This window comes from Bifidobacterium platyrrhinorum (assembly GCF_010667645.1).
GTDB classification, from domain to species: Bacteria; Actinomycetota; Actinomycetes; order Actinomycetales; family Bifidobacteriaceae; genus Bifidobacterium; species Bifidobacterium platyrrhinorum.
Genome location: NZ_WHZV01000013.1, coordinates 32,300 through 56,879, shown reverse-complemented (window position 1 = coordinate 56,879; position 24,580 = coordinate 32,300). Strand labels below are relative to the sequence as shown.

General features: G+C 66.4%; 17 protein-coding genes. 14 read left to right on the top strand and 3 right to left on the bottom strand.

Translation table 11 applies throughout. The features are described from left to right. The first annotated feature begins 435 nt into the window (after nt 1-435). On the top strand, nt 436-1,236 hold the full coding sequence (locus GFD21_RS10755) for a single-stranded DNA-binding protein (RefSeq protein WP_163197970.1): 801 nt from the start codon (nt 436-438) through the stop codon (nt 1,234-1,236). Between the two features lie 304 nt (nt 1,237-1,540). Here the strand turns inward: GFD21_RS10755 and GFD21_RS10750 are convergent, their stop codons facing one another. Together GFD21_RS10750 and GFD21_RS10745 are read right to left on the bottom strand one after the other, a co-directional pair. Beyond that, nucleotides 1,541-3,763 (bottom strand): M13 family metallopeptidase, encoded by a 2,223-nt coding sequence (locus tag GFD21_RS10750; RefSeq protein WP_163197969.1) that lies wholly within the window; start codon nt 3,761-3,763, stop codon nt 1,541-1,543. Between the two features lie 183 nt (nt 3,764-3,946). After that, nucleotides 3,947-4,639 carry a 3'-5' exonuclease gene (locus tag GFD21_RS10745; protein ID WP_163197968.1) on the bottom strand — a complete coding sequence of 231 codons (693 nt, stop codon included), beginning with the start codon at nt 4,637-4,639 and terminating at the stop codon, nt 3,947-3,949. Nucleotides 4,640-4,939: 300 nt separating this feature from the next. Here GFD21_RS10745 and GFD21_RS10740 point away from each other — a divergent pair, with 300 nt between their 5' ends. The 9 genes from GFD21_RS10740 to GFD21_RS10700 all read left to right on the top strand — a co-directional run bounded on the left by GFD21_RS10740 (nt 4,940) and on the right by GFD21_RS10700 (nt 19,273). Continuing rightward, nucleotides 4,940-7,240 (top strand): elongation factor G, encoded by a 2,301-nt coding sequence (locus GFD21_RS10740; protein ID WP_163197967.1) that lies wholly within the window; start codon nt 4,940-4,942, stop codon nt 7,238-7,240. A 595-nt stretch (nt 7,241-7,835) separates the two neighbouring features. Next, the gene (locus GFD21_RS10735) at nt 7,836-9,200 is read left to right on the top strand and encodes an extracellular solute-binding protein (RefSeq protein ID WP_163197966.1); all 1,365 of its coding nucleotides are present in this window, start codon (nt 7,836-7,838) and stop codon (nt 9,198-9,200) included. 127 nt (nt 9,201-9,327) lie between these two features. Further along, entirely contained in the window at nt 9,328-10,206 is an 879-nt protein-coding gene (locus tag GFD21_RS10730) for a carbohydrate ABC transporter permease (RefSeq protein WP_163197965.1), read from the top strand. Then, the gene (locus GFD21_RS10725; RefSeq protein ID WP_163197964.1) at nt 10,199-11,101 is read left to right on the top strand and encodes a carbohydrate ABC transporter permease; all 903 of its coding nucleotides are present in this window, start codon (nt 10,199-10,201) and stop codon (nt 11,099-11,101) included. Before GFD21_RS10730 ends, GFD21_RS10725 begins: the two co-directional genes overlap by 8 nt. 77 nt (nt 11,102-11,178) lie before the next feature. Beyond that, entirely contained in the window at nt 11,179-14,208 is a 3,030-nt protein-coding gene (locus tag GFD21_RS10720) for an alpha-mannosidase (RefSeq protein ID WP_225431807.1), read from the top strand. Between the two features lie 227 nt (nt 14,209-14,435). Beyond that, nucleotides 14,436-15,647 (top strand): ROK family transcriptional regulator, encoded by a 1,212-nt coding sequence (locus GFD21_RS10715; protein ID WP_163197963.1) that lies wholly within the window; start codon nt 14,436-14,438, stop codon nt 15,645-15,647. 187 nt (nt 15,648-15,834) lie between these two features. Then, nucleotides 15,835-16,752: an HdeD family acid-resistance protein gene (locus tag GFD21_RS10710; RefSeq protein ID WP_163197974.1), complete on the top strand. Its 918-nt coding sequence runs from the start codon at nt 15,835-15,837 to the stop codon at nt 16,750-16,752. A 179-nt stretch (nt 16,753-16,931) separates the two neighbouring features. Continuing rightward, the gene (map, locus tag GFD21_RS10705; RefSeq protein ID WP_163197962.1) at nt 16,932-17,708 is read left to right on the top strand and encodes a type I methionyl aminopeptidase; all 777 of its coding nucleotides are present in this window, start codon (nt 16,932-16,934) and stop codon (nt 17,706-17,708) included. 272 nt (nt 17,709-17,980) lie between these two features. After that, nucleotides 17,981-19,273 carry a citrate synthase gene (locus GFD21_RS10700; RefSeq protein WP_163197961.1) on the top strand — a complete coding sequence of 431 codons (1,293 nt, stop codon included), beginning with the start codon at nt 17,981-17,983 and terminating at the stop codon, nt 19,271-19,273. Between the two features lie 185 nt (nt 19,274-19,458). Here GFD21_RS10700 and dapD read toward each other — a convergent pair whose 3' ends face one another. Further along, nucleotides 19,459-20,478: a 2,3,4,5-tetrahydropyridine-2,6-dicarboxylate N-succinyltransferase gene (gene dapD, locus GFD21_RS10695; protein WP_163197960.1), complete on the bottom strand. Its 1,020-nt coding sequence runs from the start codon at nt 20,476-20,478 to the stop codon at nt 19,459-19,461. 179 nt (nt 20,479-20,657) lie between these two features. Here dapD and GFD21_RS11305 point away from each other — a divergent pair, with 179 nt between their 5' ends. From GFD21_RS11305 to ftsX, 4 genes are all read left to right on the top strand, one after another. Continuing rightward, nucleotides 20,658-20,792, top strand: coding sequence for a hypothetical protein (locus GFD21_RS11305; protein ID WP_318643764.1), 135 nt, complete (start codon nt 20,658-20,660; stop codon nt 20,790-20,792). 182 nt (nt 20,793-20,974) lie between these two features. Further along, nucleotides 20,975-22,099 carry a peptide chain release factor 2 gene (gene prfB / locus GFD21_RS10690; protein WP_163197959.1) on the top strand — a complete coding sequence of 375 codons (1,125 nt, stop codon included), beginning with the start codon at nt 20,975-20,977 and terminating at the stop codon, nt 22,097-22,099. Nucleotides 22,100-22,163: 64 nt separating this feature from the next. Further along, the gene (gene ftsE / locus GFD21_RS10685) at nt 22,164-23,612 is read left to right on the top strand and encodes a cell division ATP-binding protein FtsE (RefSeq protein ID WP_163197958.1); all 1,449 of its coding nucleotides are present in this window, start codon (nt 22,164-22,166) and stop codon (nt 23,610-23,612) included. After that, nucleotides 23,609-24,532, top strand: a complete 924-nt coding sequence (gene ftsX / locus GFD21_RS10680) for a permease-like cell division protein FtsX (protein ID WP_163197957.1) — start codon at nt 23,609-23,611, stop codon at nt 24,530-24,532. The genes ftsE and ftsX overlap by 4 nt, the downstream gene beginning before the upstream one ends. Nucleotides 24,533-24,580 lie beyond the last annotated feature (48 nt).

Genomic DNA, 24,580 nt, shown 5'->3' with positions numbered 1-24,580 from the left:
AGTAGCACGTCGCCGCTATTAACATACTGGACCCCCGGTCGAGCACAGCTCCCGGGGGTCCTTCGCATACCCACACACAACCAACAAACAAACCGGGAACATCAACGGGGAGCACGGTATCCAAGCTCATCCGCCATGTTCCCTACCAAACGGTGGATAACCATCATCCATCCACATTCCATCCACAACACGGCCGACATTGCCAAGCTCTGTACACATAGGTGCGCATCGTTTGCCCGCTTCGGCACGGATGACGCAAGCTGATGTCCATCGAAGAGGCGCATGCAACGGTGGTGCACCCCGCATAGGCGGAGTCCTTTTGCCATCGGCGTCGATGCGGTATGTCGAGGACCGCCGTTGCCTGTCCTGCCGTCTTCGACATAACCGAAAGCACAACCAAACAGGACTGGTAAGCATCTGAACGATGTCGGCAGCGTGGCCGGCAGGGAAGGACCAATCATGGGCATCCAACAAGCGCTGGTGACCGTCACTGGCAATCTCGGGGCGAGTCCCGTCTCCTTCGTCACGGGCAAGGACGTCCCCGCCTGCTCGTTCAGGGTCGGGGTGACTCCACGGTATTACGACGCGAACAGCGGGCAGTGGCGTGACCGCGGCACCTCATGGATCGGCGTGTGCGCCTATCGCGCGCTGTCGATGAACGTGATGGGGTCGCTACGCAAAGGTGATCCGGTGATCGTGACCGGCACGCTGCGTACGGAACGATGGCAGAAGGACGGCGTCGACCGGCTGTCCCCGGTCATCGACGCGACGGCGGTCGGCCCGGATCTCAGCCAGGGCGTGTCCACATTCAGCCGTCGTAGCGGCCGCAAGCCGGGCAGTGTGGATGCCCCGGACGGTGCGAACGCTTCCGGTGTCGGCGCGCCGGCGAATCCTCTATTGCAGACCGGAGGCGGGCAGCCCGGTGTGGGAGCTGGCGACGCTTCCATGAACGGCGTCGTACCGCCCGTGAGCATCGATGTCTCCCGGACGCCTGGTACGACCGCCGGCACGGATATGGGCGTGCCGCGGAACACCGCGGATATGGAGACGCAGGTCGTCGTGGACGAAGCCACGGGCGAAGTGGCGGCGGATGGCGTGGATGCACCGCCCTCGTCCATGGAGACGGACACGCAGCCGACAGGCGTACAGGCCCAATATGGTCAGGATTCCATCCCGGGAGCGTCCATGACCGGCGACGGCGGCAATCCCGCCGACGGCACCGGAGCCGAATTCTGAGACGTGGTTTCGACGTGGTTCCGACGCGGTGCGGTTGCGGTGCGGTACGCCGGTCCCGTTTTCGCATACGGCTTATCGCCGTGTGCGCATATGCCGGCCACCGCGGGGAACGTGCGAACGGGTTCCTGATCGCATCCTGATCGCCTCTGATCGCATCACGAAAGTGACGCATACGAATGTGGCGTATGGACGCGGCTTCGCATCCATACGCCACAGGTATTACGCCACAGGCATCACATGCCGTCGCCCCCCACCCGATGAATCAACCCCATCAGGAGAGCGGGGCGAGGCCGTTACCGGCAGGTCACCAGATATGGACGCGCTCCTGCGGGGCCAGCCACATGGCGTCGCCCTCCTTCACGTCGAAGGCCTTGTAGAACAGGTCCACGTTGCGCACGATGCCGTTCGTACGGCATTCGGCGGGGGAGTGCGGGTCGATCTGCAGGTACTGTTCGGCCAGCTCGTCGCGGTTCTTCGTGCGCCAGATCGTGGCGTAGCTCAGGAAGAAGCGCTGCAGACCGGTGAACCCGTCGAGCTCCGGCGCGGTCGCGAGCGACGCCTCGATCGCCGCGGCGGAACCGTCCTCGGGGCGGCCGGCGGCCTTGTCCAGCGCGAACGCGTACGCCTTGAGCGCGATGTTCACGCCGCCCAGGTCACCGATGTTCTCGCCGATCGTCAGCGCGCCGTTCACGTGCGGGGCCTTGTCCGGCTCGTCCGCGTACTTCTCGGCGAGCTGCTTCGGCACGAACGCGTTGTACTGTTCGATGAGCGCCTTCGTGCGCCGTTCGAAGTTCGCCTTGTCGTCGGCCGTCCACCAGTCGTCGAGCTTGCCGTCGCCGTCGTACTGGGCGCCCTGGTCGTCGAAGCCGTGGCCGATCTCGTGGCCGATCACCGCGCCGATGCCGCCGTAGTTGGCCGCGTCCTCCGCGTCCGGGTCGAAGAACGGGGGCTGCAGGATCGCCGCGGGGAACACGATGACGTTCATGGTCGGCTCGTAATAGGCGTTCACCGTCTGCGGGTTCATCAGCCACTCGTCCTTGTCGACCGGCTTGCCGGCCTTGCCCAGCTCGTAGCCCATCACGTACAGGGCCACGGCCTTCATGTTGTCGGCGAACACCGCGTCCTCGTGCACGTCCAGCGCGGCATAGTCGCGCCAGTGGTTCGTGTAGCCGATCTTCGGCGTGAACTTGGCGAGCTTCTCCAACGCCTTCGCCTTCGTGTCCTCGCCCAGCCAGTCCGAGTTCGTGATGGACACGCGGTACGCGTCGATGAGGTTCGCGACCAGCTGCTCCATGCGCTTCTTCGAGCTTTCCGGGAAGTGACGCCGCACGTATTCGCGGCCCACGTCCTCGCCGCAGACGCCGTTGACCATGCTCACGCCGCGCTTCCAGCGGTCGCGCTGCTTCTTCTGGCCGGACAGCACCTTGCCGAAGAAGTCGAAGTTCGTCCTGTCGAACTCGTGCGACAGGTAGGAGGCCGCGCCGACGATCATGTGGACGCGCGCCCACAGCTTGAGGTCCTCGAGGTCGGCGGCCTCCCAGAACGCGTCGAGCCCCGTCAGGAAGCTCGGCTCGTGCACGATCACGCGGCCGAAGATCGCACGGAAGTCGAGCGGCTGCACGCTCGCCGCGGGCTTGGTGTCGTAGCCGGCCTGGCAGGCGTCGATCCACGCTGCGATGTCGAAGTGCCTGAGCATCGCGGCCAGGTCGGCGAAGTCGGTGGGATTGTAGGTCTTCACCGAGTCGCGCGTCGCCACGTTGTCCCAATGGTTCGCGGCGATGCGGGTTTCCACGTCGAGGAAGCGGCGGGCCATGTCGAGGGCCGCCTCGCTCGGCGTCGGGATCGGGGCCCCGTCTTCGGCGACGTCGTGCTCGTCTTCGCCGTGCGACGGCAGCTCGTCGCCGACGTTCGGGTTCTCCTCGGCGGCGGGCGCGTAGCCGGCGTTCACGAGTTGGGTGGCGACCATGTGCACGTACGCCTCGCGCACCGGCGCGTAATGATCCTCGCGGTAGTACGCCTCGTCCGGCAGCAGCAGGCCGGCCTGTTCGATGTGCAGGATGTTGTGGTCCGGGTCTCCCGGGTCGCCGTAGACGGCGATGCCGAGGATGTCCGATCCGCCCTCGGCGTTGAGCTCGCCGAGCGCGCGCGTCATGCCCGCCTTGTCGGTCACGGCGTCGATGATGTCGAGCGCCGGTTTGATCGGCGCGATGCCGGCCTTCTCGATCGCATCGGTGTCGAGGAACGAACGGTACAGGGCGCGCGACTTCGCGCCGGGTTTGTCACCCGCGGCGGCGCCATCGGCGTCGTCCTCCTCGAGGATGTCGCGGATCTGGTTCTCCGCGTCCTCGGCGAGCTTGTCGAACGAACCGTAGCGGGAACGGTCGTCGGGCAGGCGGTACGTGTCGATCCACGGGCCGTTCACGTAACGGAACAGGTCTTCGGAGGGCTTGACGACGCCGGAGAACGACGCCGGGTCGATGCCGGACTTGAGCGTGCCGGCGGCGTTGGTTGCAGATGTTTCACTCATACCGCCCAGCCTAGTCGGTGGACGGCCGGCCCGCCGGGATATGCCCGCGGCGTCCGTCGTCCACCGTCGGTTGCCCACCATCCGTCGTCCGTCGTCCACCGTCGGCTGTCCGTTGTCCGGCATCCGTCGTCCGCCGGCGACGTCATCGGCGGACGACGAACAGCGGGTAGGAGGACGGAACGGTCACAGCAGGATGATCTGGCGGTTGAGGATGGCGTCGTTGTTCTTCGTCGGCACGGTCTTCCAGTCGACGGTCCCGAAACCGCCGCGGCCCGCATGACGGTCCACGTACTTGTGCAGCCATTCGAAGCACTGCTGCGTCTGGATGGCGTCGCTCAGCGCGCGGTGCTCCTCGTTGTCGGCGATGTCGAACCGTTGGATCAGGTCGAGCAGGCGATGATGGCGCTCATGGGAGAACAGCGTGCGGCTGATCTGCATCGTGTCGAAATCCACGCAGGAGAACGGGCCGTCCAGCACCTTGCGGGCGTTCCAATCAAGGAAACCCAGATCGAAGCGGATGTTGTGGCCGATCAGCGGCTCGATCATGGTGATGCCGGGCGCGGCGGCCGCGGTGCCGTCGCCGGTGCTCTCCGCGTCCGCTCCCTGCCCCAGCCAGGCGACGAACTCGGGCAGCACCTGGTCGATCGGGTCGAGCCCCGCGACCATATCGTCCGTGATGCCGGTGAGCCGCACCACCGCCGCCGGAATCGGCTTCAACGGGTTCACCAGACGCTGGAACCGGTCCACGATGCGCCGGTCGCGCACGCGCACGGCGCCGATCTCCGTGATCGCGCAGCTGTTCGGATAGAAGCCCGTGGTCTCCAGATCGAGCGCCACGTAATCGGTCGGGAACCCCTCGATGCCTGCAACGGTCATGGAACACTCCTGTCTGTCGTCCTGCCTTCGTCTGACCGCACGGCCCGTCCGACGGGTCCGATGCGCATCCCATAGTAAAGGCGCGTACGGAATACGGAACATATCTACCGGTTTTCGCCCCGCCGCGCGTGTCAACGCGTGCGTCCCGCGTCCGCCGCCGGTCCGGTCGGCTCCCGCCGGCGTCTATATTGGGAAGGTACGCGCTGCGGCGAACGGGCTTCGCGGGCGCGACGGCCGCCGGCGAAGCCGCGCGGCATGTCCGGCGCGACCGGCGGTTTCGCGAATGGAGAAAGGAAGCTGATGAAACGGATCGTGGCGGGAATCGTGGCGCACGTGGACGCGGGCAAGACCACGCTCTCCGAAGCCCTGCTCTACCGCACCGGCGAGATCCGCAGACTCGGCCGCGTCGACCACGGAGACGCGTTCCTCGACACGAACGCGCTCGAAAAGGCCCGCGGCATCACCATCTTCGCGCACCAGGCGCTCGTCGACTACGGCGACCTGGACCTCACCCTGCTCGACACCCCCGGGCACGTCGACTTCGCCGCCGAAACCGAACGCGTGCTGCGCGTGCTCGACTACGCGATCCTCGTCGTCTCCGGCACCGACGGCGTGCAGGGGCACACCGAAACGCTGTGGCGCCTGCTCGCCCGCTACCGGGTGCCCACGTTCGTCTTCGTCAACAAATGCGACGCCGCCGGCTTCGACCGCGAAGCGACGCTCGCGCAACTGCGCCGCCGGCTGGGCGACGCCGTGTTCCCGCTGCCGATGCCCGAATCCGGCCAAGGCGGCGCCGCGCCCGACGACGGCGAGACGGTCGACCTGGGCGACGCCGCCGAGGACGTGGCCACGCTCGACGAGTCCGCGATGGACGAATACCTTGAAACCGGCGCGCTGTCCGTGGGCACGCTGCGCGCGATGATCGCCGGGCGTGCGCTGTTCCCCGTGTATTTCGGCTCCGCGTTGAAGCTCGACGGCGTCGGCGAATTCCTCGACGGACTGACCGCGTACACGCGCGAGACCGAGTGGCCGCGCGGATTCGGCGCACGTGTGTTCAAGATCTCGCACGACGACAAACACAACAGGCTCACCTGGCTGCGCGTCACCGGCGGCACGCTCAAGGCCAAGTCGATGGTGGCGGTCGGGACCGGGAACGCGGCGGGGGAGACCGAGACCGGTCGATCGGAGGACGGTCCCGGGAAGACCGACGAGAAAATCGACCAGGTGCGCATCTACAACGGCGCGAAATCCGAAATCGTCACGGAACTGCCCGCCGGCGCGGTATGCGCGGTCACCGGACTCGAACGCACGTTCCCCGGAGCCGGATTGGGAATGGAGCCGGACGCCGGCAGCCCTGAAATGCAGCCGGTGCTCACCTATACGGTGCTGCCCGCCGGTGTGCAGGACGCGGAGGCGGCGGGCGGATCCGCCGGGGCCGCCGAGGCCGGCGACGACGGGAGCACGGGGGAGAGCGCCTCAGACCGCCCGCGCTTCGACGACCTCACCCTGCACCGGGTGATCGCCGCGCTGCGCGAGCTGGAGGACGAGGACCCGCTGCTGCGCGTCGACTGGGTGGAACGCGTGCAGGAACTGCGCGTGCAGCTCATGGGCGCCGTGCAGCTGGAGATCGTCCAGCAGACCCTGCACGACCGGTTCGGACTCGACGTGACGTTCGGCGCCGGCGCGATCCTCTACCGCGAGACCATCACCGCACCCATCGAAGGCGTCGGGCATTTCGAACCGTTGCGCCACTACGCCGAAGCGCACATCCTGATCGAACCGGGGGAGCCGGGCAGCGGCGTGACCGTCGCGTCGGCGATGGGCGTGAACGACCTTGACCGCAACTGGCAGCGGCTCATCCTCACCCACCTGACCGAACGCGACCATCTCGGCGTGCTCGTCGGCGCGCCGCTCACCGACGTGAGGATGACGCTCGTCGCCGCACGCGCGCACCTGAAGCATACGGAGGGAGGCGACTTCCGGCAGGCTACCTACCGTGCGATACGGCAGGGGCTGATGGAGGCGCGCGCCGGCGTGACGGGCCGGCCGGTCGTGGACAGGGACACCGCCGCGCCCGCATACGAGCCGCCGGAGGAGGATGCCGCGTCCGGGAACGATGCGAACGACGGGAATGGCCGGACCGCGGGCGAGGGACGCGACGTCGACGCCATGGTGAAGGACGTCGCCTCGGACCCGGGCAACTGCCGTCTGCTCGAACCGTGGTACCGGTTCCGTCTCGAGGTGCCGAGCGACATGATCGGGCGCGCCATGGCCGATGTGCAACGCATGTCCGGCACGTTCGACCCGCCCGCGGACGACGGCGAATACGCCGTCATCGAAGGCGGGGCGCCGGTGAGCGAGATGCGCGACTACGCGATGGACGTGAACGCGTACACGCACGGCCGTGGGCGCTTCTCCGCCTCGTTCGGCGGCTACCGGCCCTGCCATGACGAACGGCGCGTGATCGAAGCGGCCGCATACGATCCGGAGGCCGACCTGGAGAATACGCCCGACTCCGTGTTCTGCGCCCACGGCGCCGGATACCCGGTCAAATGGTACAAGGTGCCCGAATTCGCGCACGTGGCGTACGCGACGGCGTGAGGGCGCCGAGACAGGTATATGGCCATAGGTATGGGCGAAGCGCAGGGAGACTGATCTAGGGAAAGGCGTCGGTGTCGGTCCGGGCTTTTCGTACTGGGATTCGTCCGTTGCGGTACCGGATCGGCCCCTTTCTCCGCCGAAGCCGGCTGCTTCCGGTACCAAGGCGGCCCCGCCCGTTCTTCCGAGTTTTGCGGCGTGGGTTTCGCTGAATTCCTCCGAAGTGTTCGTAGTGCTCCGTAATAGCCATGGCGCTCGCAGTACGTTCGCCGGGGTGTTTTCCGCGTCCATCCGGTCGGACGTACGCTGAGGAATCGTAAGCGTACGTCCGACCGGATGCCGAGTGAAAAAGCCCGTATGGACGTACGCCCGTAGTCCGGCGGTCTGGTCGAGGTGAGGACGGTTCGGGACAGGGGGATCCGCTCTGAGTGTCACGCCTCCTTGTCTTGGATTCTGCGTGGTGTGGATGGTGAAGTGGGGGATACTTCGCCTTCGGTGTGTTGCGGATTGACGATAATAATTCAATATGATTTAATAACTCATGTCGATGATGACGACATCCCTTTGAGGAAAAGAAGTTCTAGCGAAGGAGCAAAGAATGAAGACCGGTAAACTCTTCAAGGTGGCCGCGGTCACCCTTGCCGCGTGCATGGCCCTCGCGGGCTGCGGGGGGGGGTCATCGGCTTCCGATGACAACACCATCAAGGTGATGTACTACAAGACGGATTCCTTCACCCAGTTCGACACCCTGATGAAGAAGGTCAAGGCGAAGATCGAGAAGGAGAATCCGGGCAAGACGGTCGAGCTGCAGCCGGTCACCGCCAGCGACACCGATTACAAGACCAAGCTCGCGCTGGCGCAGCGTTCCCCCGAGACCGCGCCGGACGTGTTCTATGAGGACTCCTCGCAGATCCGCGCCGATGCGGATGCGGGATACCTGCTCAACCTCGACGAATACCTGAACAAGTGGGACGACTGGAACAACGAGTTCACCGCCGCCGCCAAGAAGGTCGGCCAGGGCAAGGACGGCACGTACGCCGTCCCGCTGAGCACCGACACCCGCGTCATCTGGTACAACAAGCACGTGTTCGAGAAGGCGGGCATCGAGACCCCGTGGCAGCCGGAAAGCTGGCAGGACATCCTCGACGCCGCCGCGAAGATCAAGGCGAACGTGCCCGACGCGGTGCCGTTCAACATGTTCGCGGGCACCGCGATCGCCGAGGGCAGCGTGATGCAGAGCTTCTACGAGCTGCTCTTCGGCACCAAGCTGGGCGATGACGCCCTCGTCGACAGCTCCACCGACAAGTGGGTGATCGGCTCCCAGGGTATGAAGGACTCCCTGAACTTCATCAAGACCCTCTACGACAAGGGCTATGCGCCGACCGCCGCCCAGGCGCTGGACGCGAACCTCGGCAGCACCATCGCCAACGAGTGGCTTCCGCAGGACAAGATCGGCGGCACCGTCGACGGCAGCTGGATGCCCTCCACTTGGATGAAGGGCGGCTCCTACGAGTGGCCCGACTACGAGAACGTGATCGGCGCCGCGCTCTTCCCGACGCAGAAGGGCGGCGATCCGGGCTACGTGTCGATGTCCGGCGGCTGGACCCTGGCCGTGGGCTCCAAGACCAAGAACGCGCAGCTCGCGTTCGACTTCGTCAAGGAGGCGACCAGCAAGGACAACTCCCTCGACTACGTCAAGAAGATGTCCCTGACCGCCGTGCGTAACGATGTCGCCGAGGACAAGGGCTACCTGGCCTCCACCCCGTACACCAAGACCACCACCGAGGCTGTGAAGTACACGCACTTCCGCCCGAGCACCACCGAGTACACCAAGGTGTCCGCGGAGATCCAGAAGGCCATGGAAAGCGTCATCACCGGTCAGGCTTCGGTGAACGAGGCCGCCAAGACCTATGACGAGGCCGTCACCAACATCGTCGGCGAGGAGAACGTCATCAAGAAGTAATCCTCTCCGGTCGACATACCGATTCCCCATTTCCGATCCCGAGGCCGCCCGTGCGCGTTCTTCCCCTTCGCCGGGCGGCCTCTCCATACCTATCGTTTCATCCATTTCATCAGGAAAGGATCTGTCCATGCGTGATTTCACCAAACGGTATTGGACGGTGCTGCCCGCGATAGTCCTGCTGTGCGTGTTCATGGTGGGTCCGATTCTGTGGGCCTTCTATGGCTCCATGACGAACATGTCCCTCACCGGCGTCACCGCCACGGACACCTCGTTCGTCGGCATGAGGAACTACCAGAAGCTGTTCACCGACAAGTCGTTCCCCCAGTCGGTGTGGCTCACCGTCATCTTCGTGGTGGTCAGCGCCATCATCGCCCAGAACCTTCTGGGCATGACCGTCGCCGTGCTGCTGTCCCGCGCCAACCGCACCGTCGGCCAGTTCGTCTCGGTCGCGGTCATCTCCGCCTGGGTGCTGCCCGAGATGGTCGCCGGCTTCGCCTGCTACGCCTTCTTCTCCAAGAACGGCACGCTCAACCAGTTGCTCGGATTGTTCGGATTGGGCAATACGGAATGGCTGTACACGTTCCCGATGTTCGCCGTGATCCTCGCCAACGTGTGGCGAGGCACCGCGTTCTCGATGATGAACTACCAGGCCGCCATCGGCGAAGTGGACCGTTCCCTGACCGAGGCCGCCGTCGTGGACGGCGCGAACTCCTGGCAGGCGTTCATCCACGTGACCATCCCGGTCATCAAGCAGACCATCATGACCAACCTCATGCTGATCACCCTGCAGACCATGTCCGCCTTCACGCTCATCTTCGTGATGACCGCCGGCGGCCCCGGCGACAAGAGCTCCACGTTGCCGATCTTCGCCTACAAGGCCGCGTTCAAGTTCGGCGACATCGGCTACGGCAGCGCCATCGCCGTCGTGATGCTCATCATCGGCGCGATCTTCGGCCTGGTGTACGTCCGCGCCCTGAAGGACGAGAAGGGAATTACCAATGAGTGAGGCAACCGTTTCGACCACACGTCGCGCCGCCCGCGGGAACGAACGCCGGCGCCCGCACCTGAACACCCCGACCTCGCCCCGTCACGGAGCGTCCGCGTTCTTCGCCTACCTGGCGATGGCCATCATCTTCATCGTGTTCATCACGCCGATCCTGTGGTTGCTCTTCGCGGCGTTCGACATGAAGGCCACGTTCCAGACCAAGATCCCCACCCATTGGACGTTGGACAACTTCTCGGCCATCATGACCACGGACCTGACGTTCCGACCCCTGTGGAACAGCTTCGTGCTCTCCCTGGCCGTGACGCTGATCGTGTTGGTCTGCTCCGTGCTGTGCGCCTACCCGCTGTCCAGGTACCAGTCCCGCTTCAACAAGCCGTTCCTCTACACGGTCCTGTTCGGCACCTGCCTGCCGATCTCCTGCCTGATGGTCCCGGTGTACGCGCTGTTCGTGTCGATGGGCCTGCTGGACTCCACGGTCGGCACCATCCTGTTCATGGCCGCGTCCTCGCTGCCGATGGCGATCTGGATGACGAAGAACTTCATGGACTCCGTGCCGATCGAGCTCGAGGAGGCCGCATGGGTCGACGGCGCGAGCCTGCTGCGCTCCCTGCGCCTGATCGTCGTGCCGCTGATGAAGCCCGGTCTGGCCGTCGTGAGCATCTACGTGTTCATGGGCGCGTGGGGCAACTTCTTCGTGCCCTACATGCTGCTCCTGTCGCCGAGCAAGCAGCCCGCCGCCGTCACGATCTACTCGTTCTTCGGCCTGTACGGCACAGTGGCCTACGGTCAGCTGGCCGCATTCTCGCTGATCTACTCCATCCCCGTGATCGTCATGTACATCATCTCCAACAGGTTCCTCGGAACCTACTCCCTGGCCGGCGGCGTCAAGGGATAAGGGAATACAGGCACCAAACCCCGCCGTCCCGGCTTCGAACGAATAAGCCGGGACGGGCATCATGAAAGGAAACGCATATGGCAAGGATGACATATGACGAGAAGGTGACGATGCGCGTCGAACGCGCCATCCGCCAGCATCTCGCCGACGCCGTCTACCCGCAGCGCGTCCCGGTCTCCATCGAATGCTGGAAGGTCGGGGGAGAGCCCGTCCCGTTCGAGACGGCCAAGAACGCGCAGTACCGGCCGTTCGAGGTCGGCGAAACATGGGGCGCCGCATGGGACACCTGGTGGTTCCATGTCACCGGCACCGTGCCCGCCTCCTGGAAGGACATCGAGGGGACCCGCCCCGAGTTGGTGGTGGACCTCGGCAGGATCGGCCTCGGCCCGGGATTCCAGGCGGAAGGTCTGGCCCGCACCCCGGACGGCGAAGTGGTCAAGGCCATCGAGCCCTACAACGCCTGGGTACCGCTGCCGGAGCCGGGCGAACCCTTCGAGTTCTACATCGAGGCCGCAGCGAACCCGCAGATTCCCAACGGTTTCCCCTACCTGCCCACCGACCTCGGCGACGAAGGCGTCAAGGACGGTCCGGAACTGTACCGCATGCAGCGCATGGACGCGTCCCTGCTCGATCTGGAGGTCTGGCAGCTCACCCAGGAGCTGAAGGTCCTTCTCGGGCTCGGCAAGGAGACCGACCCGCAGCGTACCCGTCATGCCGACATCATGATCGCGCTCGAGAACGCCGTCGACCGCATCGACCCCAACGACGTGCACGACACCGCGGCGGCCGCCCGCAAGGCCCTCGTCGACGTGCTGGCCGCCCCCGCCCCGGACAAGGGACATACGGCGTTCGCCGTCGGCCACGCGCACATCGACACCGCATGGCTGTGGCCGTTGCGCGAGACGAAGCGCAAGGTGGCCCGCACGTTCAGCAACGTGGTCGAGCTGACCGACGAGGACGACGACTTCGTGTTCGCGGCCTCCTCCGCCCAGCAGTACAAGTGGCTCAAGGAGAACTACCCCGAGGTGTTCGCCAAGGTCAGACGCAAGGTCGACGAGGGCAAGTTCATCCCCGTCGGCGGCATGTGGGTCGAATGCGACGCGAACATGCCCTCCGGCGAATCCCTCGCCCGCCAGTTCCTGCAGGGCACCCGTTTCTTCGAGGAGAACCTCGGCGGCTGCTCGCCGGTGGTATGGCTGCCGGACAGCTTCGGCTACTCCGGCGCGTTCCCCCAGATCGCCCGTCTCGCGGGATACAGGTACTTCCTCACCCAGAAGATCTCCTGGAACGACACCAACACGTTCCCCCACCACACGTTCCTGTGGCAGGGCATCGACGGCACCGAGATCTTCACCCACTTCCCGCCGTCCGACACCTACAACTCCGACATGTCCCCGGCGGACGTCGCGAAGACCGAACGCCAGTATTCCGAGAAGGGTAAGGGCGCTTCCAGCCTCATGCTCTTCGGATGGGGCGACGGCGGCGGCGGTCCCACGCGCGAGATGCTCGCGTCCGCGCACCTGCAGAGGAACATCGAGGGCGCCCCGAAGGTGAGGATCGCCACGCCGCTCGAGTTCTTCGAACAGGCGGAACGCGAGCTGGAGCATCCGGCGCGCTGGAACGGCGAACTGTACCTCGAGCTGCACCGTGGCACCCTCACCTCCCAGTCCCACACCAAGCACGGCAACCGGCGCACCGAGTCGCTGCTGCGCGAGGCCGAGACGTGGGCCACCGCGGCGACCGTCCTGGAAGGCCGCGACTACCCGTACGAGGAGCTCGCGGAGATCTGGCAAAGGACCCTGCTCTACCAGTTCCACGACATCCTGCCCGGCTCGGCGATCGCATGGGTGTACAGCGAGGTCGAACGCAACTACGCGGACATGGAGCGCAGGCTCGAGGCGATCATCGCCGAATCCATCGAAGCGCTCGCCGGCAAGGGCGACAGGCCCATGCTCGCGAACGCCGCGCCGCTCGCCCAGCTGGGCGCGCCCGCGGCCGGCATCGCCTCCGCCCCGGTCTCTGTTGCGGCGACGGCGACGGCCCTCGAGGACGGCGCCGTCCGCATGGGCAACGAGCATGTCTCGTTCACGCTCGACGACCATGGCCGCATCATTTCCGCCGTCGACCTGAAGACCGGTCGCGAGGCCATCGATCCGTCGCAGCCCGGCAACGACCTGCAGCTGTTTGTGGACGCCCCGGCCGAATGGGATGCGTGGGACATCGAGAAGGGCTACGAGAACGGTCGTCTCGATGCGGTGACCGTGTCCGGCTCCCGCCTTGGCGAGGACGGCGTCATGACCGTGGAGGGCGTCATCGGGAACTCCCCGTACACGCAGACCATCGGCCTGGACGACGATGTGGACGCCCTCACCATCCGCACCCACATCGACTGGAAGGAAAGCGACAGGCTCCTCAAGCAGGCGTTCCCCGTCAGGGTGTACGCCACCGAGGCGCAGTCCGAGATCCAGTACGGGCACATCACCCGGCCCATCCACCGCAACACCACGTGGGACGAGGCGCGCTTCGAAACGCTCGCCCACCGCTGGGTGCACGTCGAGGAAGGCGACTTCGGCGTCGGCATCGCCAACATGGCGAACTACGGCAACGACATCCAGCAGATCACCATGGCGGACGGCAGGCCCGGCACCAGGATCAGGCTGTCGCTGCTGCGCGCGCCCCACTTCCCGGCCCCGCACGCCGACGTCGGCAAGCACGACTTCGCCGTGTCGTTCACCGTCGGCGCCGGAACCGAACGGGCCATCGCGCAGGGCTACCGTCTCAACGTGCCGGCCCGCGAGGTTCTCGCGGACCACGAGGTGGCGCCGTTCGTGTCGGTCGACGGCGAGGGCGTGCTCGTCGAGGCCGTGAAGATGGCCGAGGACCGTTCCGGCGACGTGATCGTGCGCCTGTACGAATCCCTGGGCACGCAGAGCGCCGTCACGCTGCGCACCGGCTTCGCGTGGAGGACCGTCAGCGAGGTCGGACTGCTCGAACGCGAATGCGACGCGGTCCGTCCGGCCGTGATGGACGCCGATTCCGGAAAGTCGAGCGTCGACATCCAGGCGCATCCGTTCCAGATCGTGACGTTGCGCTTCTCCCGTGCATAGTCCGAACGCCGAAACGACCGAATCGCGATGCATGATGCGCCGCCCGTGACATCCACGCGGGCGGCGCATCCTTATACGGGAGTACGGGCCCATCGTCGGGCGGAGACCAAGGGCATCGCCGCCCGCACGGACCTTATAATTGACAAGTTGCAATGCCGCGCCCTTACCGAGCAGAAAGCTGGTTTCACATGTGTGATGTCCGCTCGTCGTTCCGTAAAGGAACGAACATGCCCGCCGTCGCCGGGTATAACAGCAGCGTCGTCCTCGAAGCCGTCCGCAAACGTGAGGGATTGAGCCGCAGCGACATCGCGAAGCACACCGGGCTGACCGCCCAGACCGTGTCCAACATCGTTCGGAAGCTCCTCGACGACGGGCTGATCGAGGAGACCGGCACCCAGGCGGGCAGGTCCGGCAAACCGCGCACCCTGCTGCAGCTCAGGGCCGACAGCCGGTTCGCCCTCGGCGTGCATCTCGACCCCATCGTGACCACCATCGTGCTGGTCAACATCGCCGGCGAGGTCGTCGCACGCTCCCATCCCGCCATCACCGGGGACGCGGGCGCCGCCATACGCGACATCGCCGATTCCTGCGAGCGGCTCATCGCCTCGAGCGGCGTCGACAGGTCGGCCGTCATCGGTCTTGGTCTGGCGATGCCGGGGCCGCTGGACGTGCGGACCGATACGGTCCTCAACCCGCCCAACCTCAACGGGTGGCATGAAGTGCCCGTCGTCGAACGGCTTTCCGAAGCGCTGGACATGCCGGTGATCCTGGAGAAGGACGTCACCGCGGCCTGTTACGGCGAGTCCTGGGTGGGCGGTGGCGCCGCCGACCGTGATTTCCTGTTCTTCTACCTTGGATTCGGTCTGTCGTTCGGCGTCTCGCGCCACGGCGACGTCTACCGGGGGCATACGGGCAACGAAGGCGAGATCGGCCATATCGTCGTGGATGTGGATGGGCGCGAATGCTGGTGCGGACAACGCGGTTGCGTGTCGATCTCATGCGATCCGACGGCCATCGTGCTCAAGGCCGTGCAACGCGGCGTCTACGACGGTGCGGAGGAGATCGACCTGACGGACATGTTCGCCATCAACGGCAGGTTCAACGACGTGTGCTCGAAGGCGCGGCAGGGAGATAAGACCTGTGACGCGATCCTCCATGAGACCGGTCGGGGCATCGGGCGTGCGGCGGTCATCCTCTCCGATCTGTTCGACATCGACCACATCGTGCTCGGCGGTCCCAACTGGAAACAGCTCGAGCACGCGTATCTCGAAGAGATCGAGCCGATGCTGCGCACCAAGACGGTCATGCGGCACGTGCACGATTTCAAGGTCACCTCGACCGCCGTCGGCGACGACGTCGCCGCGTTGGGGGCCGCGGTGTCGGTGCTCGACCGCAAGCTCAGCCCCAAGGCGGCGCCTCTGCGGTTCGTGCGCGAATAAGGAAAGTGGACGCGTTCGTCGCCGCAGGTGGGCTGCTGCCGTGGATTCCTGACCTTGGGGTCCGTTGATTTCTCTGATGGATGATGGCGGCCGCAAATTTATTGGGCAATGTGACCAATTGTGCCGATGGTGGGAATTAGACAGTTTGTCTAGCATGGGAACCGGTATCGGACATAAGGAGGTCATGATGACGAACGCCGACTATGATCCCGGCGATCCGTATGCGGGACGCCCCGCCGATGCGCAGGGGAACGGTCAACCCGAATACGGACAGTACGCCCGGGCAGGGCAGGGGCGCTACGATTCGGCAGGACAGGGCAGCCAGGGCGGAACCCCGCAGGACGGACGTCCGCAGGACTCCCGGTACGGCCGGCCGCAGGCCGGGCAGGACGGCAACCCGTACGCCAACCCCTACGTGAACAACGCCGGCACCAATCCGTACAACGGCTGGAACCCGAACGATCCGAACGCCGCGTACGGCGCGAACGGCAACCCGTACGGCGGCCCGCAGGGTTGGAGGCCCGTCGACCCGTTCAAACTCGTCGAAAGCATGCTCCCGCAACCCGCCAAGAACTGGGTGCGCGGCTTCTACGCCGTCATCGGCGTCGCCGCCGTCGTCCTCGGCGCGGCGCTGCTCGTCTGGCCCGGCATCACGCTGAAGATCGCCGCCGTCCTGCTCGGTGTGTACTTCGTGGTCTCCGGCCTGGTGCGCGTGGTCACCGCCATCGTCGAACTCGGGCTTCCCGGCGGCTGGCGCGTGCTCGACATCCTCGTCGGCGTGCTGCTCGCCGTCGGCGGCGCGGCCATGCTCAAGAACGCCGCCGTCTCCGGCCAGGCGCTCGCCCTGCTCCTGACGATGACCGTCGGCATCGGCTGGATGCTCGAAGGATTCATGGCGCTTGTCGAATCGTGGCGCCTGCCCAGCTCCGGATGGGCCGTGCTGTACGCGATCGTGTCCATCATCGCCGGATTCGTCGTACTCGTCTCCCCGGTCGCCTCCACCGTGTGGCTCGTCGTCTTCGGCGGCTGCGCGCTCGTCGTCATGGGCGTCTCCGCCATCGTGCGCGCCTTCACGTTCGGGCGCCTACCGAAGAACCGTCGCTGACGGCCGTCCGTGTCCCGGCCGCGCCGGCGTCGCGGCGGGAGGCGGCCGGCGGGAAGCGGACGGTCCGGCCGGGACGTGCGGGCGAGGCGAATGACGAGGCGACGCACTATCGTTAGGACCCAGTCGCGGCGGGGCGTCTATCCCGCCGAGCCAAGGCAGAACAAGGTAGAAAGAATCCCATGATCGAACTGAAGACCCCTCGCGAAATCGAGGAGATGAAGCCCGCCGGCCGCTTCGTCGGCTCCATCCTGCGCGAGCTGAAGGAATACACGAAGGTCGGCACCAACCTGCTCGACATCGACGAGTTCGTCCACAAGAAGATCGTCGACCGCAAGGGCGCCGAATCCTGCTACGTGGACTACGCGCCTGACTTCGGCACCGGCCCGTTCGCCCACTACATCTGCACCTCCGTCAACGACGCGGTGCTCCACGGCGTGCCCTACGACTACAACCTCAAGGACGGCGACCTCGTCTCCCTCGACCTCGCGATCAGCGTCGACGGCTGGGTGGGCGACTCGGCCATCAGCTTCGTGGTCGGCAAGGACAAGGACCCGGAGGACCTGCGCCTCATCAAGTGCACCGAGGAGGCGCTCGCCGCCGGCATCGAAGCGGCCCAGCCGGGCAACCGCCTCGGCGACGTGTCCAGCACGATCGGCGACATCGCCCGCGAATACGGCTACCCGATCAACCTCGAATTCGGCGGCCACGGCGTCGGCCACATCATGCACGGCGACCCGCACGTGCCGAACGACGGCAAGGCGCGCCACGGCTACAAGCTGCGCCCGGGCCTGGTCATCGCCATCGAACCGTGGTTCCTCAAGACCACCGACGAGATCTACCAGGATCCGAAGGACGGTTGGACCCTGCGCTCCGAGGACGGCTCCCGCGGCGCCCACAGCGAGCACACCATCGCCATCACCGAGAACGGCCCGGTGATCCTCACCACGCGCGACTAGTCGCCTCGCGGTCGGTTTCCGCCGGATCCGCGGCATCCCGTCCCACGCTCCCCGCGGAACGACCCTTTTGAGACGTCGCAGGCCGGCGTGCGTTCGCCCTTGTTAGGATGAGCGCACGCCGGCCTTTTCGCATCCGATCCGCTCGTCCCCGATGGCCGGAACGGCATCCGGCTTCCCCAGGACCCGGCGTCCCGCGTATCGACCACCGGCCGGTGGCGGTAACACGGGCGGGCTAAGGTGACCGGCGAATCATCAAGCAGGAAGAGGTACCCATGGCAACAGCACAGCTGAACGTCGACGATAGCAAGTACACGCTGCCGGTCGTCAAGGCCAGTGCCGGCCCGGACGGCATCGTGGTGTCCAAGCTGCGCAACGACGGATGGGTGACGCTCGACCCCGGATTCCTCACCACCGCGCAGTGCGAATCGAAGATCACGTACATCGACGGGCAGCACTCGATCCTGCGCTACCGCGGCTACCCGATCGAGCAGCTGTGCGAGAACTCCGACTTCCTCGAGGTCGCCTGGCTGCTGCGCCACGGCGAACTGCCCAACAAGGAACAATACGAGAAATTCGTCTCCGCCATCAACCACCGCACGATGGTGGGGGAGGACTTCCGCACGTTCATGGGATCGTTCCCGCGCACCGCGCATCCGATGAGCGTGCTCGCCTCCGCGATCAACGCGCTCGCCACGTTCTACCCGGACACCACCGACATCACCGACTCCGACCAGCTCGACGAGTCCGCGATCATCATCATGGCGAAGGTGCGCACCATCGTCTCGTACATCTTCCGCCGCCGGCGCGACGAGCCGATGCTCTACCCGGACTACGCGCGCGGCTACGTGGACGATTTCCTGCGCATGTGCTTCGCCGTGCCGTACGAGCCGTTCGAATCCGACCCGCTGTACGTGCACGCGCTCGGCCGTCTGCTCATCATCCACGCCGACCACGAGCAGAACTGCTCCACCTCGGTAGTGCGCATCGCCGGCAGCGCGCACGCCAACCTGTATTCCGCGGTCGCGGCCGGCGTCAACGCGCTGTCCGGCCCGTTGCACGGCGGCGCGAACGAGGCCGTGCTGCGCCAGCTCAAGGCGATCCGCGATTCCGGCAAGTCGGTGCGCGAGTTCGTCGAGGACGCCAAGAAGGACGGCCGCCGCATCTCCGGGCTCGGCCACCGTGTGTACAAGTCGTACGATCCGCGCGCGGCCATCGCCAAGGAATACCTCGAGAAGATCATGGACCGTGAGGACACCTCGAAGCTGCCGGCCGACGAACGCGCCCTGTTCGACGTGGCCACCCAGCTGGAGGACATCGCGCTCAACGACGACTACTTCGTCTCGCGCCACCTCTACCCGAACGTCGACTTCTACACGGGCCTCATCTACCGTGCGATCGGCTTCGACCCGGCCATGTTCACCACGCTGTTCGCTTTGGGGCGCATCCCCGGGTGGATTGCCCAGTACCGCGAGATGCTCGCCGACCCGGCCACCAAGATCGGCCGCCCGCGCCAGGTGTACACCGGCGCCACCAAGCGCGATTACGTGCCGCTCGAGGAACGCTAGCGTCGATGCTCCGTGAGGGGAGAGAAATCGCACATGGGATGTGCGGTGCTCCTCAAGCGGCCATGGGATCCGGGTCCGTCGGTCCCCATGCCGGGCCATATCGAGCCATATAAGGAACGGCCCGGCAAATCGTCCCCTGGATGGGGAGCGGTTCGCCGGGCCGCGCGCATAGGAAACCGACGGGGTCAGTTCTTATGCAGCTTGGCGTTGAGCTCGATGCCGGTCTTGCGGTAGCGGGCCTCGATGCGGCCGTTCACCGAGTTGCGGATGAACAGGATGTTGTCCTTGCCGGACAGGTCCGCGCCCTTGACGACCTCGAGCGGCTCGCCCGCGGCGGCCTTCGCCTTGTCCCAGATGGTGACCTTGGTGCCGGCGGTGACGTACAGACCCGCCTCGACGACGCAGTTGTCGCCCAGGGAGATGCCGATGCCCGCGTTGGCGCCGAGCAGGGAGTGCTCGCCGATCGAATTGCGCAGCTTGCCGCCGCCGGACAGGGTGCCCATGATGGAGGCGCCGCCGCCGATGTCGGAGCCATTGCCGACGACCACGCCCTGCGAGACGCGGCCCTCGACCATGGAGACGCCGAGCGTGCCGGCGTTGAAGTTCACGAAGCCGGCGTGCATCACGGTGGTGCCCTCGGACAGGTGGGCGCCCAGGCGCACGCGGTCGGCGTCGCCGATGCGCACGCCGGAGGGCACGACGTAGTCGATCATGCGCGGGAACTTGTCCACGCCGAACACGTTCACGGTGGCGGCCGGCGCGGCGGCGGGCAGGCCGGCGTTGGCGGCGAACGACTGGGCGGCCGCGGTGGCGGCGGCCTCCACGTCCGCCTTGCGGGCGTTGAAGTCCTCCACGGCGAACGGGCCGTAGTTGGTCCACACCACGTTGTTGAGGGCGCCGAAGATGCCGTCGAGGTTGAGCGTGTTCGGCCTGGCCAGACGCATGCTCATGAGGTGCAGCTTGAGGTAGGCGTCCTCGGCGCCGGCGACGGGGGCGTCCAGGTCGCTGACGGTGAACACCGGCACGCGGCGCACGCCGCGGGCGTCGGCCTCGTCGTGGGCGAGCACGCCGAAGTCGTGGTTCGGGCGGTCGGCCTCGGCCGGCGCGGCTCCGATGGTCAGGTTCGGGTACCACACGTCCAGGGTGTTGCCGGCTGCGTCGACGCTCGCCAGACCCCAGCCGTACGCGGTGCGTTCATCGGTCATCTGCGTTGCTCCTTATGACTCTACGGATGCTGGATGATTCCTGCTCCACCTTAGCGCCTGGGGACGGCGTCGTCGGCCCCGTGCCCGGACGATGTTTCACATGATGTTCCACGAGCGTTCCACGCGGCGTTTCACGCATGGCCGAACGATGACCAACCGGTACGGTACAATCGCACATCGTGAATGACTATCAGCAGGACGAACGCGCGGCACGCGAACGCCGCCGCCGCACCATGGTGCGTGCGGTGTGCATCGTCATCGCCGCGGCCATGCTGATCTCCCTGGTGGTTCCCGCCATCTACGCCGGTCTTTGACGTCCCGTCACGCGCATCCCCGCGTGACGTCCCTCGGGCACGCCCCGGCAGGTTCGCGGCCGGGCCAGGCGGCCGCAAGGGGACGCGGCGCACTTGCGGGAGGCGCGGGCCCAACGCAGGGCGGCGCCGGCGAGGCACCAATCCAAGGTTTTACGAAGGTACGAAACATAAGGTAGACAACGATGGCTGAATTTGACTATTCCCAGGCGATCGCCGACGTGCGCGCCAAGTACGACTCCATCGCCAACGCGCTGGACGTCGACCGCATGAAGGCGGACATCGCCGACCTCGAACAGCAGGCCGCCGCGCCGGGCCTGTGGGACGACCCGGAGAACGCGCAGAAGGTGACGAGCAAGCTCTCCGCCGCCGAATCGCAGCTCAAGCGCCTCACCTCCGCGTCCTCGCGCATCGACGACGTGGAGACGCTCGTCGAGCTCGGCCGCGAGGAGGGCGACCAGGAGTCGCTCGACGAGGCGCAGAACGAACTCGGCGAGATCGCCAAGGACCTCGACGCCATGGAGATCCAGACCCTCCTCGACGGCGAATACGACGAGCGTTCCGCCGTGGTGACGATCCGCTCCGGCGCCGGCGGCGTCGACGCGGCCGACTTCGCGCAGATGCTGCTGCGCATGTACCTGCGCTACTGCGAACGCATGGGCTTCAAGGCCAAGGTGATGGACACCTCCTACGCCGAGGAGGCGGGCATCAAGTCCGCCACCTTCCAGGTGGACGCGCCGTACGCCTACGGCCGACTGAGCGTCGAGGGCGGCACCCACCGCCTCGTGCGCATCTCCCCGTTCGACAACCAGGGCCGCCGCCAGACCAGCTTCGCCGCCGTCGAGGTGGTGCCGCTCGTCGAGGCGACCGACCACATCGACATCCCGGACACCGACATCCGCGTGGACACCTACTGCTCCTCCGGCCCCGGCGGCCAGGGCGTGAACACGACCTACTCGGCCGTGCGCATCACCCACCTCCCCACCGGCCTGGTCGTGACCATGCAGGACGAGCGCTCGCAGATCCAGAACCGCGCCGCCGCCATGGCCGTGCTCCAGTCCCGACTGCTCGTGCTGCGCCACGAGGAGGAGGCCAAGAAGAAGAAGGAGCTCGCCGGCGACATCAAGGCCAGCTGGGGCGACCAGATGCGCTCCTACGTGCTGCACCCCTACCAGATGGTCAAGGACCTGCGCACCGGCCACGAGACCAGCCAGACCCAGGCCGTGTTCGACGGCGACCTCGACGGCTTCATCCAGGCGGGCATCCGCTGGCGCCACGAGCAGCGCCGCGCCGCCAAGGAAGAGAACTAGACCGCATGACGTGCCGCCGGCCGCGCCCCGCGCGAGGCCGGCGCCACGTCGGTGAAGGAGAACCATGGCACTCATTTCGCTGGACCATGTCAGCAAGATCTACCCCAAGGGCACGCGCCCCGCGCTCGACGACGTCAACCTGGACATCGAACGCGGCGACTTCGTGTTCCTCGTGGGCGCCTCCGGCTCCGGCAAGACCACGCTGCTGAGCCTGCTGCTGCGCGAGGAGGAGGCCACCGACGGCGAGATCCGCGTGGCGGGCAACGACCTGCGCCGCATCTCCGACCGCCAGGTGCCGCAGTACCGCCGCACCATCGGCTTCGTCTTCCAGGACTACAAGCTGCTCAACAACAAGACGGTGTGGCAGAACGTGGCGTTCGCGCTCGAGGTGATCGGCACGCGCCGTTCCGCCATCAGGTCGATGGTGCCCAAGGTGCTCGAAACCGTGGGGCTCACCGGCAAGGAGAACAACTACCCGCACGAGCTGTCCGGCGGCGAGCAGCAGCGCGTGGCCATCGCCCGCGCCTACGTGAACCATCCGCAGATCCTGCTCGCGGACGAGCCCACGGGCAACCTCGACCCGACCACGTCGCTGGGCATCATGGAGGTGCTCGACGCCATCAACCGTACCGGCACCACCATCGTGATGGCCACCCACAACGAGGAGATCGTCAACTCGATGCGCAAGCGCGTCGTCGAGCTGCATACCGGCCGCATCGTACGCGACGAGGAGCACGGCTCCTACGATTCCGCCGTGTTCTTCCCGGATGCGGAGGTCACCTCCAAGGCGCATCAGGCCATCGGCGACGCGCGGTTCCGCGCGGGCGCGGGCGTGGCCGACCCGTCCTCCATCGAGGACGGCACCGAACGCATGGACGCCACGGTCGCCATCGAGGCGGGGGCGCTCGCCGCCGGCACGATGGACGGCGACGAGGGCATCGCCCGTCTCGCCCAGTCCGTGCATTCCGGCCGCACCGGCCGTTACGGCGAGGCGTTCGCCCCGGTCGAGACCACGCTCACGTGGGGCAAGGGCCTGAACCTCGACGAGATCGCGAAGGCGAAGGGCGGCGCGCAGGACGCGCAGGCCGAATCCGGGGACGCGCAGGTTTCTCGGGACGAACGTGCGCAGTCCGGCGATGTGCGTGCGCGGTCCGGCGGCCAAGCTGCGGACCCGCAGGGCGAACGTGCGCAGTCCGGACAGGTTCCTGCGCAGGGGGCCGCCGAAGAGAGCGATCCGGACGCCAAGTTCAAGCCGCAAAACGGCCTTCTGGCGCCGCCCGCGCCGCCGGCCGCCGCCGGCGTACGGCGCAGGGGTGCGCAGGATGCCGCCCCGACCGCGCAAGAGACGACGCAAACCCCGCAGGAAAGCGCCGGAACCCCGCAGGTTCCCGCGGGATCCGCCGACAACGGCGCGGCGGGCGCTGCGGCGAACGCCGACGCTTCCGCAACCGTCGCCGCCGCGAACGGCGGCCACGACACCGATGACAACGAGAACGGGGAGGACAACCGATGAGGGCGCGATTCATCCTGTCGGAGACGTGGACGAGCCTGAAGCGCAACGTGCCGATGATCATCTCGGTGATGCTCGTCACGTTCATCTCCTTCGTGTTCATCGGCGCCTCGGCGCTCATGCAGGCGCAGGTCACCAAGGCCAAGGGCGAGTGGTACAACAAGGTCGAGGTCGTGGTGTGGCTGTGCCCCGACGGCACCAGCCAGGCCGCCACCTGCGCGTCGGGCAAGGCGCCCACCCAGCAGGAGATCGTCGAGCTGGAGGACTTCATCCACCAGGAGCTGCGCGACAACGTCTCCAAGATCACGTACGTGAGCCGTGAGGACTTCTACAAGAACACGTTCCTCAAGCAGTACCCGAACGGCGACTACCAGGGGCGCACCCTGACCGCCGCCGACATGCAGGACTCGCTGCAGCTCAAGCTCAAGGACCCGACCAAGTACAAGATGGTGGCCGAGGTGCTCAACGGCAAGACAGGCGTGGAGGACGTCGTCGACCAGAAGCAGATCTTCGATCCGGTGTTCGCCGTGCTCAACCGCGCCACGGTCGTCACCGTCGTGCTCGCCGTGGTGATGGTGGTGGTCGCCATCCTGCTCACCGGCACCACGATCCGCATGTCCGCGGCGTCGCGCAAGAACGAGACCGAGATCATGCGCCTGGTGGGCGCCTCCAACTGGACGATCCGCCTGCCGTTCATCCTCGAGGGCGTGGTCGCCTCGCTCATCGGCTCGCTGCTCGCCTGCGGCACGTTGGCCGCGATCGTCAAGGTGTTCATCACCGACTGGCTCGCCCAATCCGTCAGCTGGATGCCGTTCGTCACCCAGACCACCGTGTGGCTCGTCGCCCCGGTGCTGGTGCTCGGCGCCGTGCTGCTGTCCGTCATCGCCTCCGCCATCTCGCTGAGGCGCTATCTCAAGGCCTGATACGCCGTCCGGCGCCCGTCGGCATGGGGTGCCAAGGGGGTTGCCGTT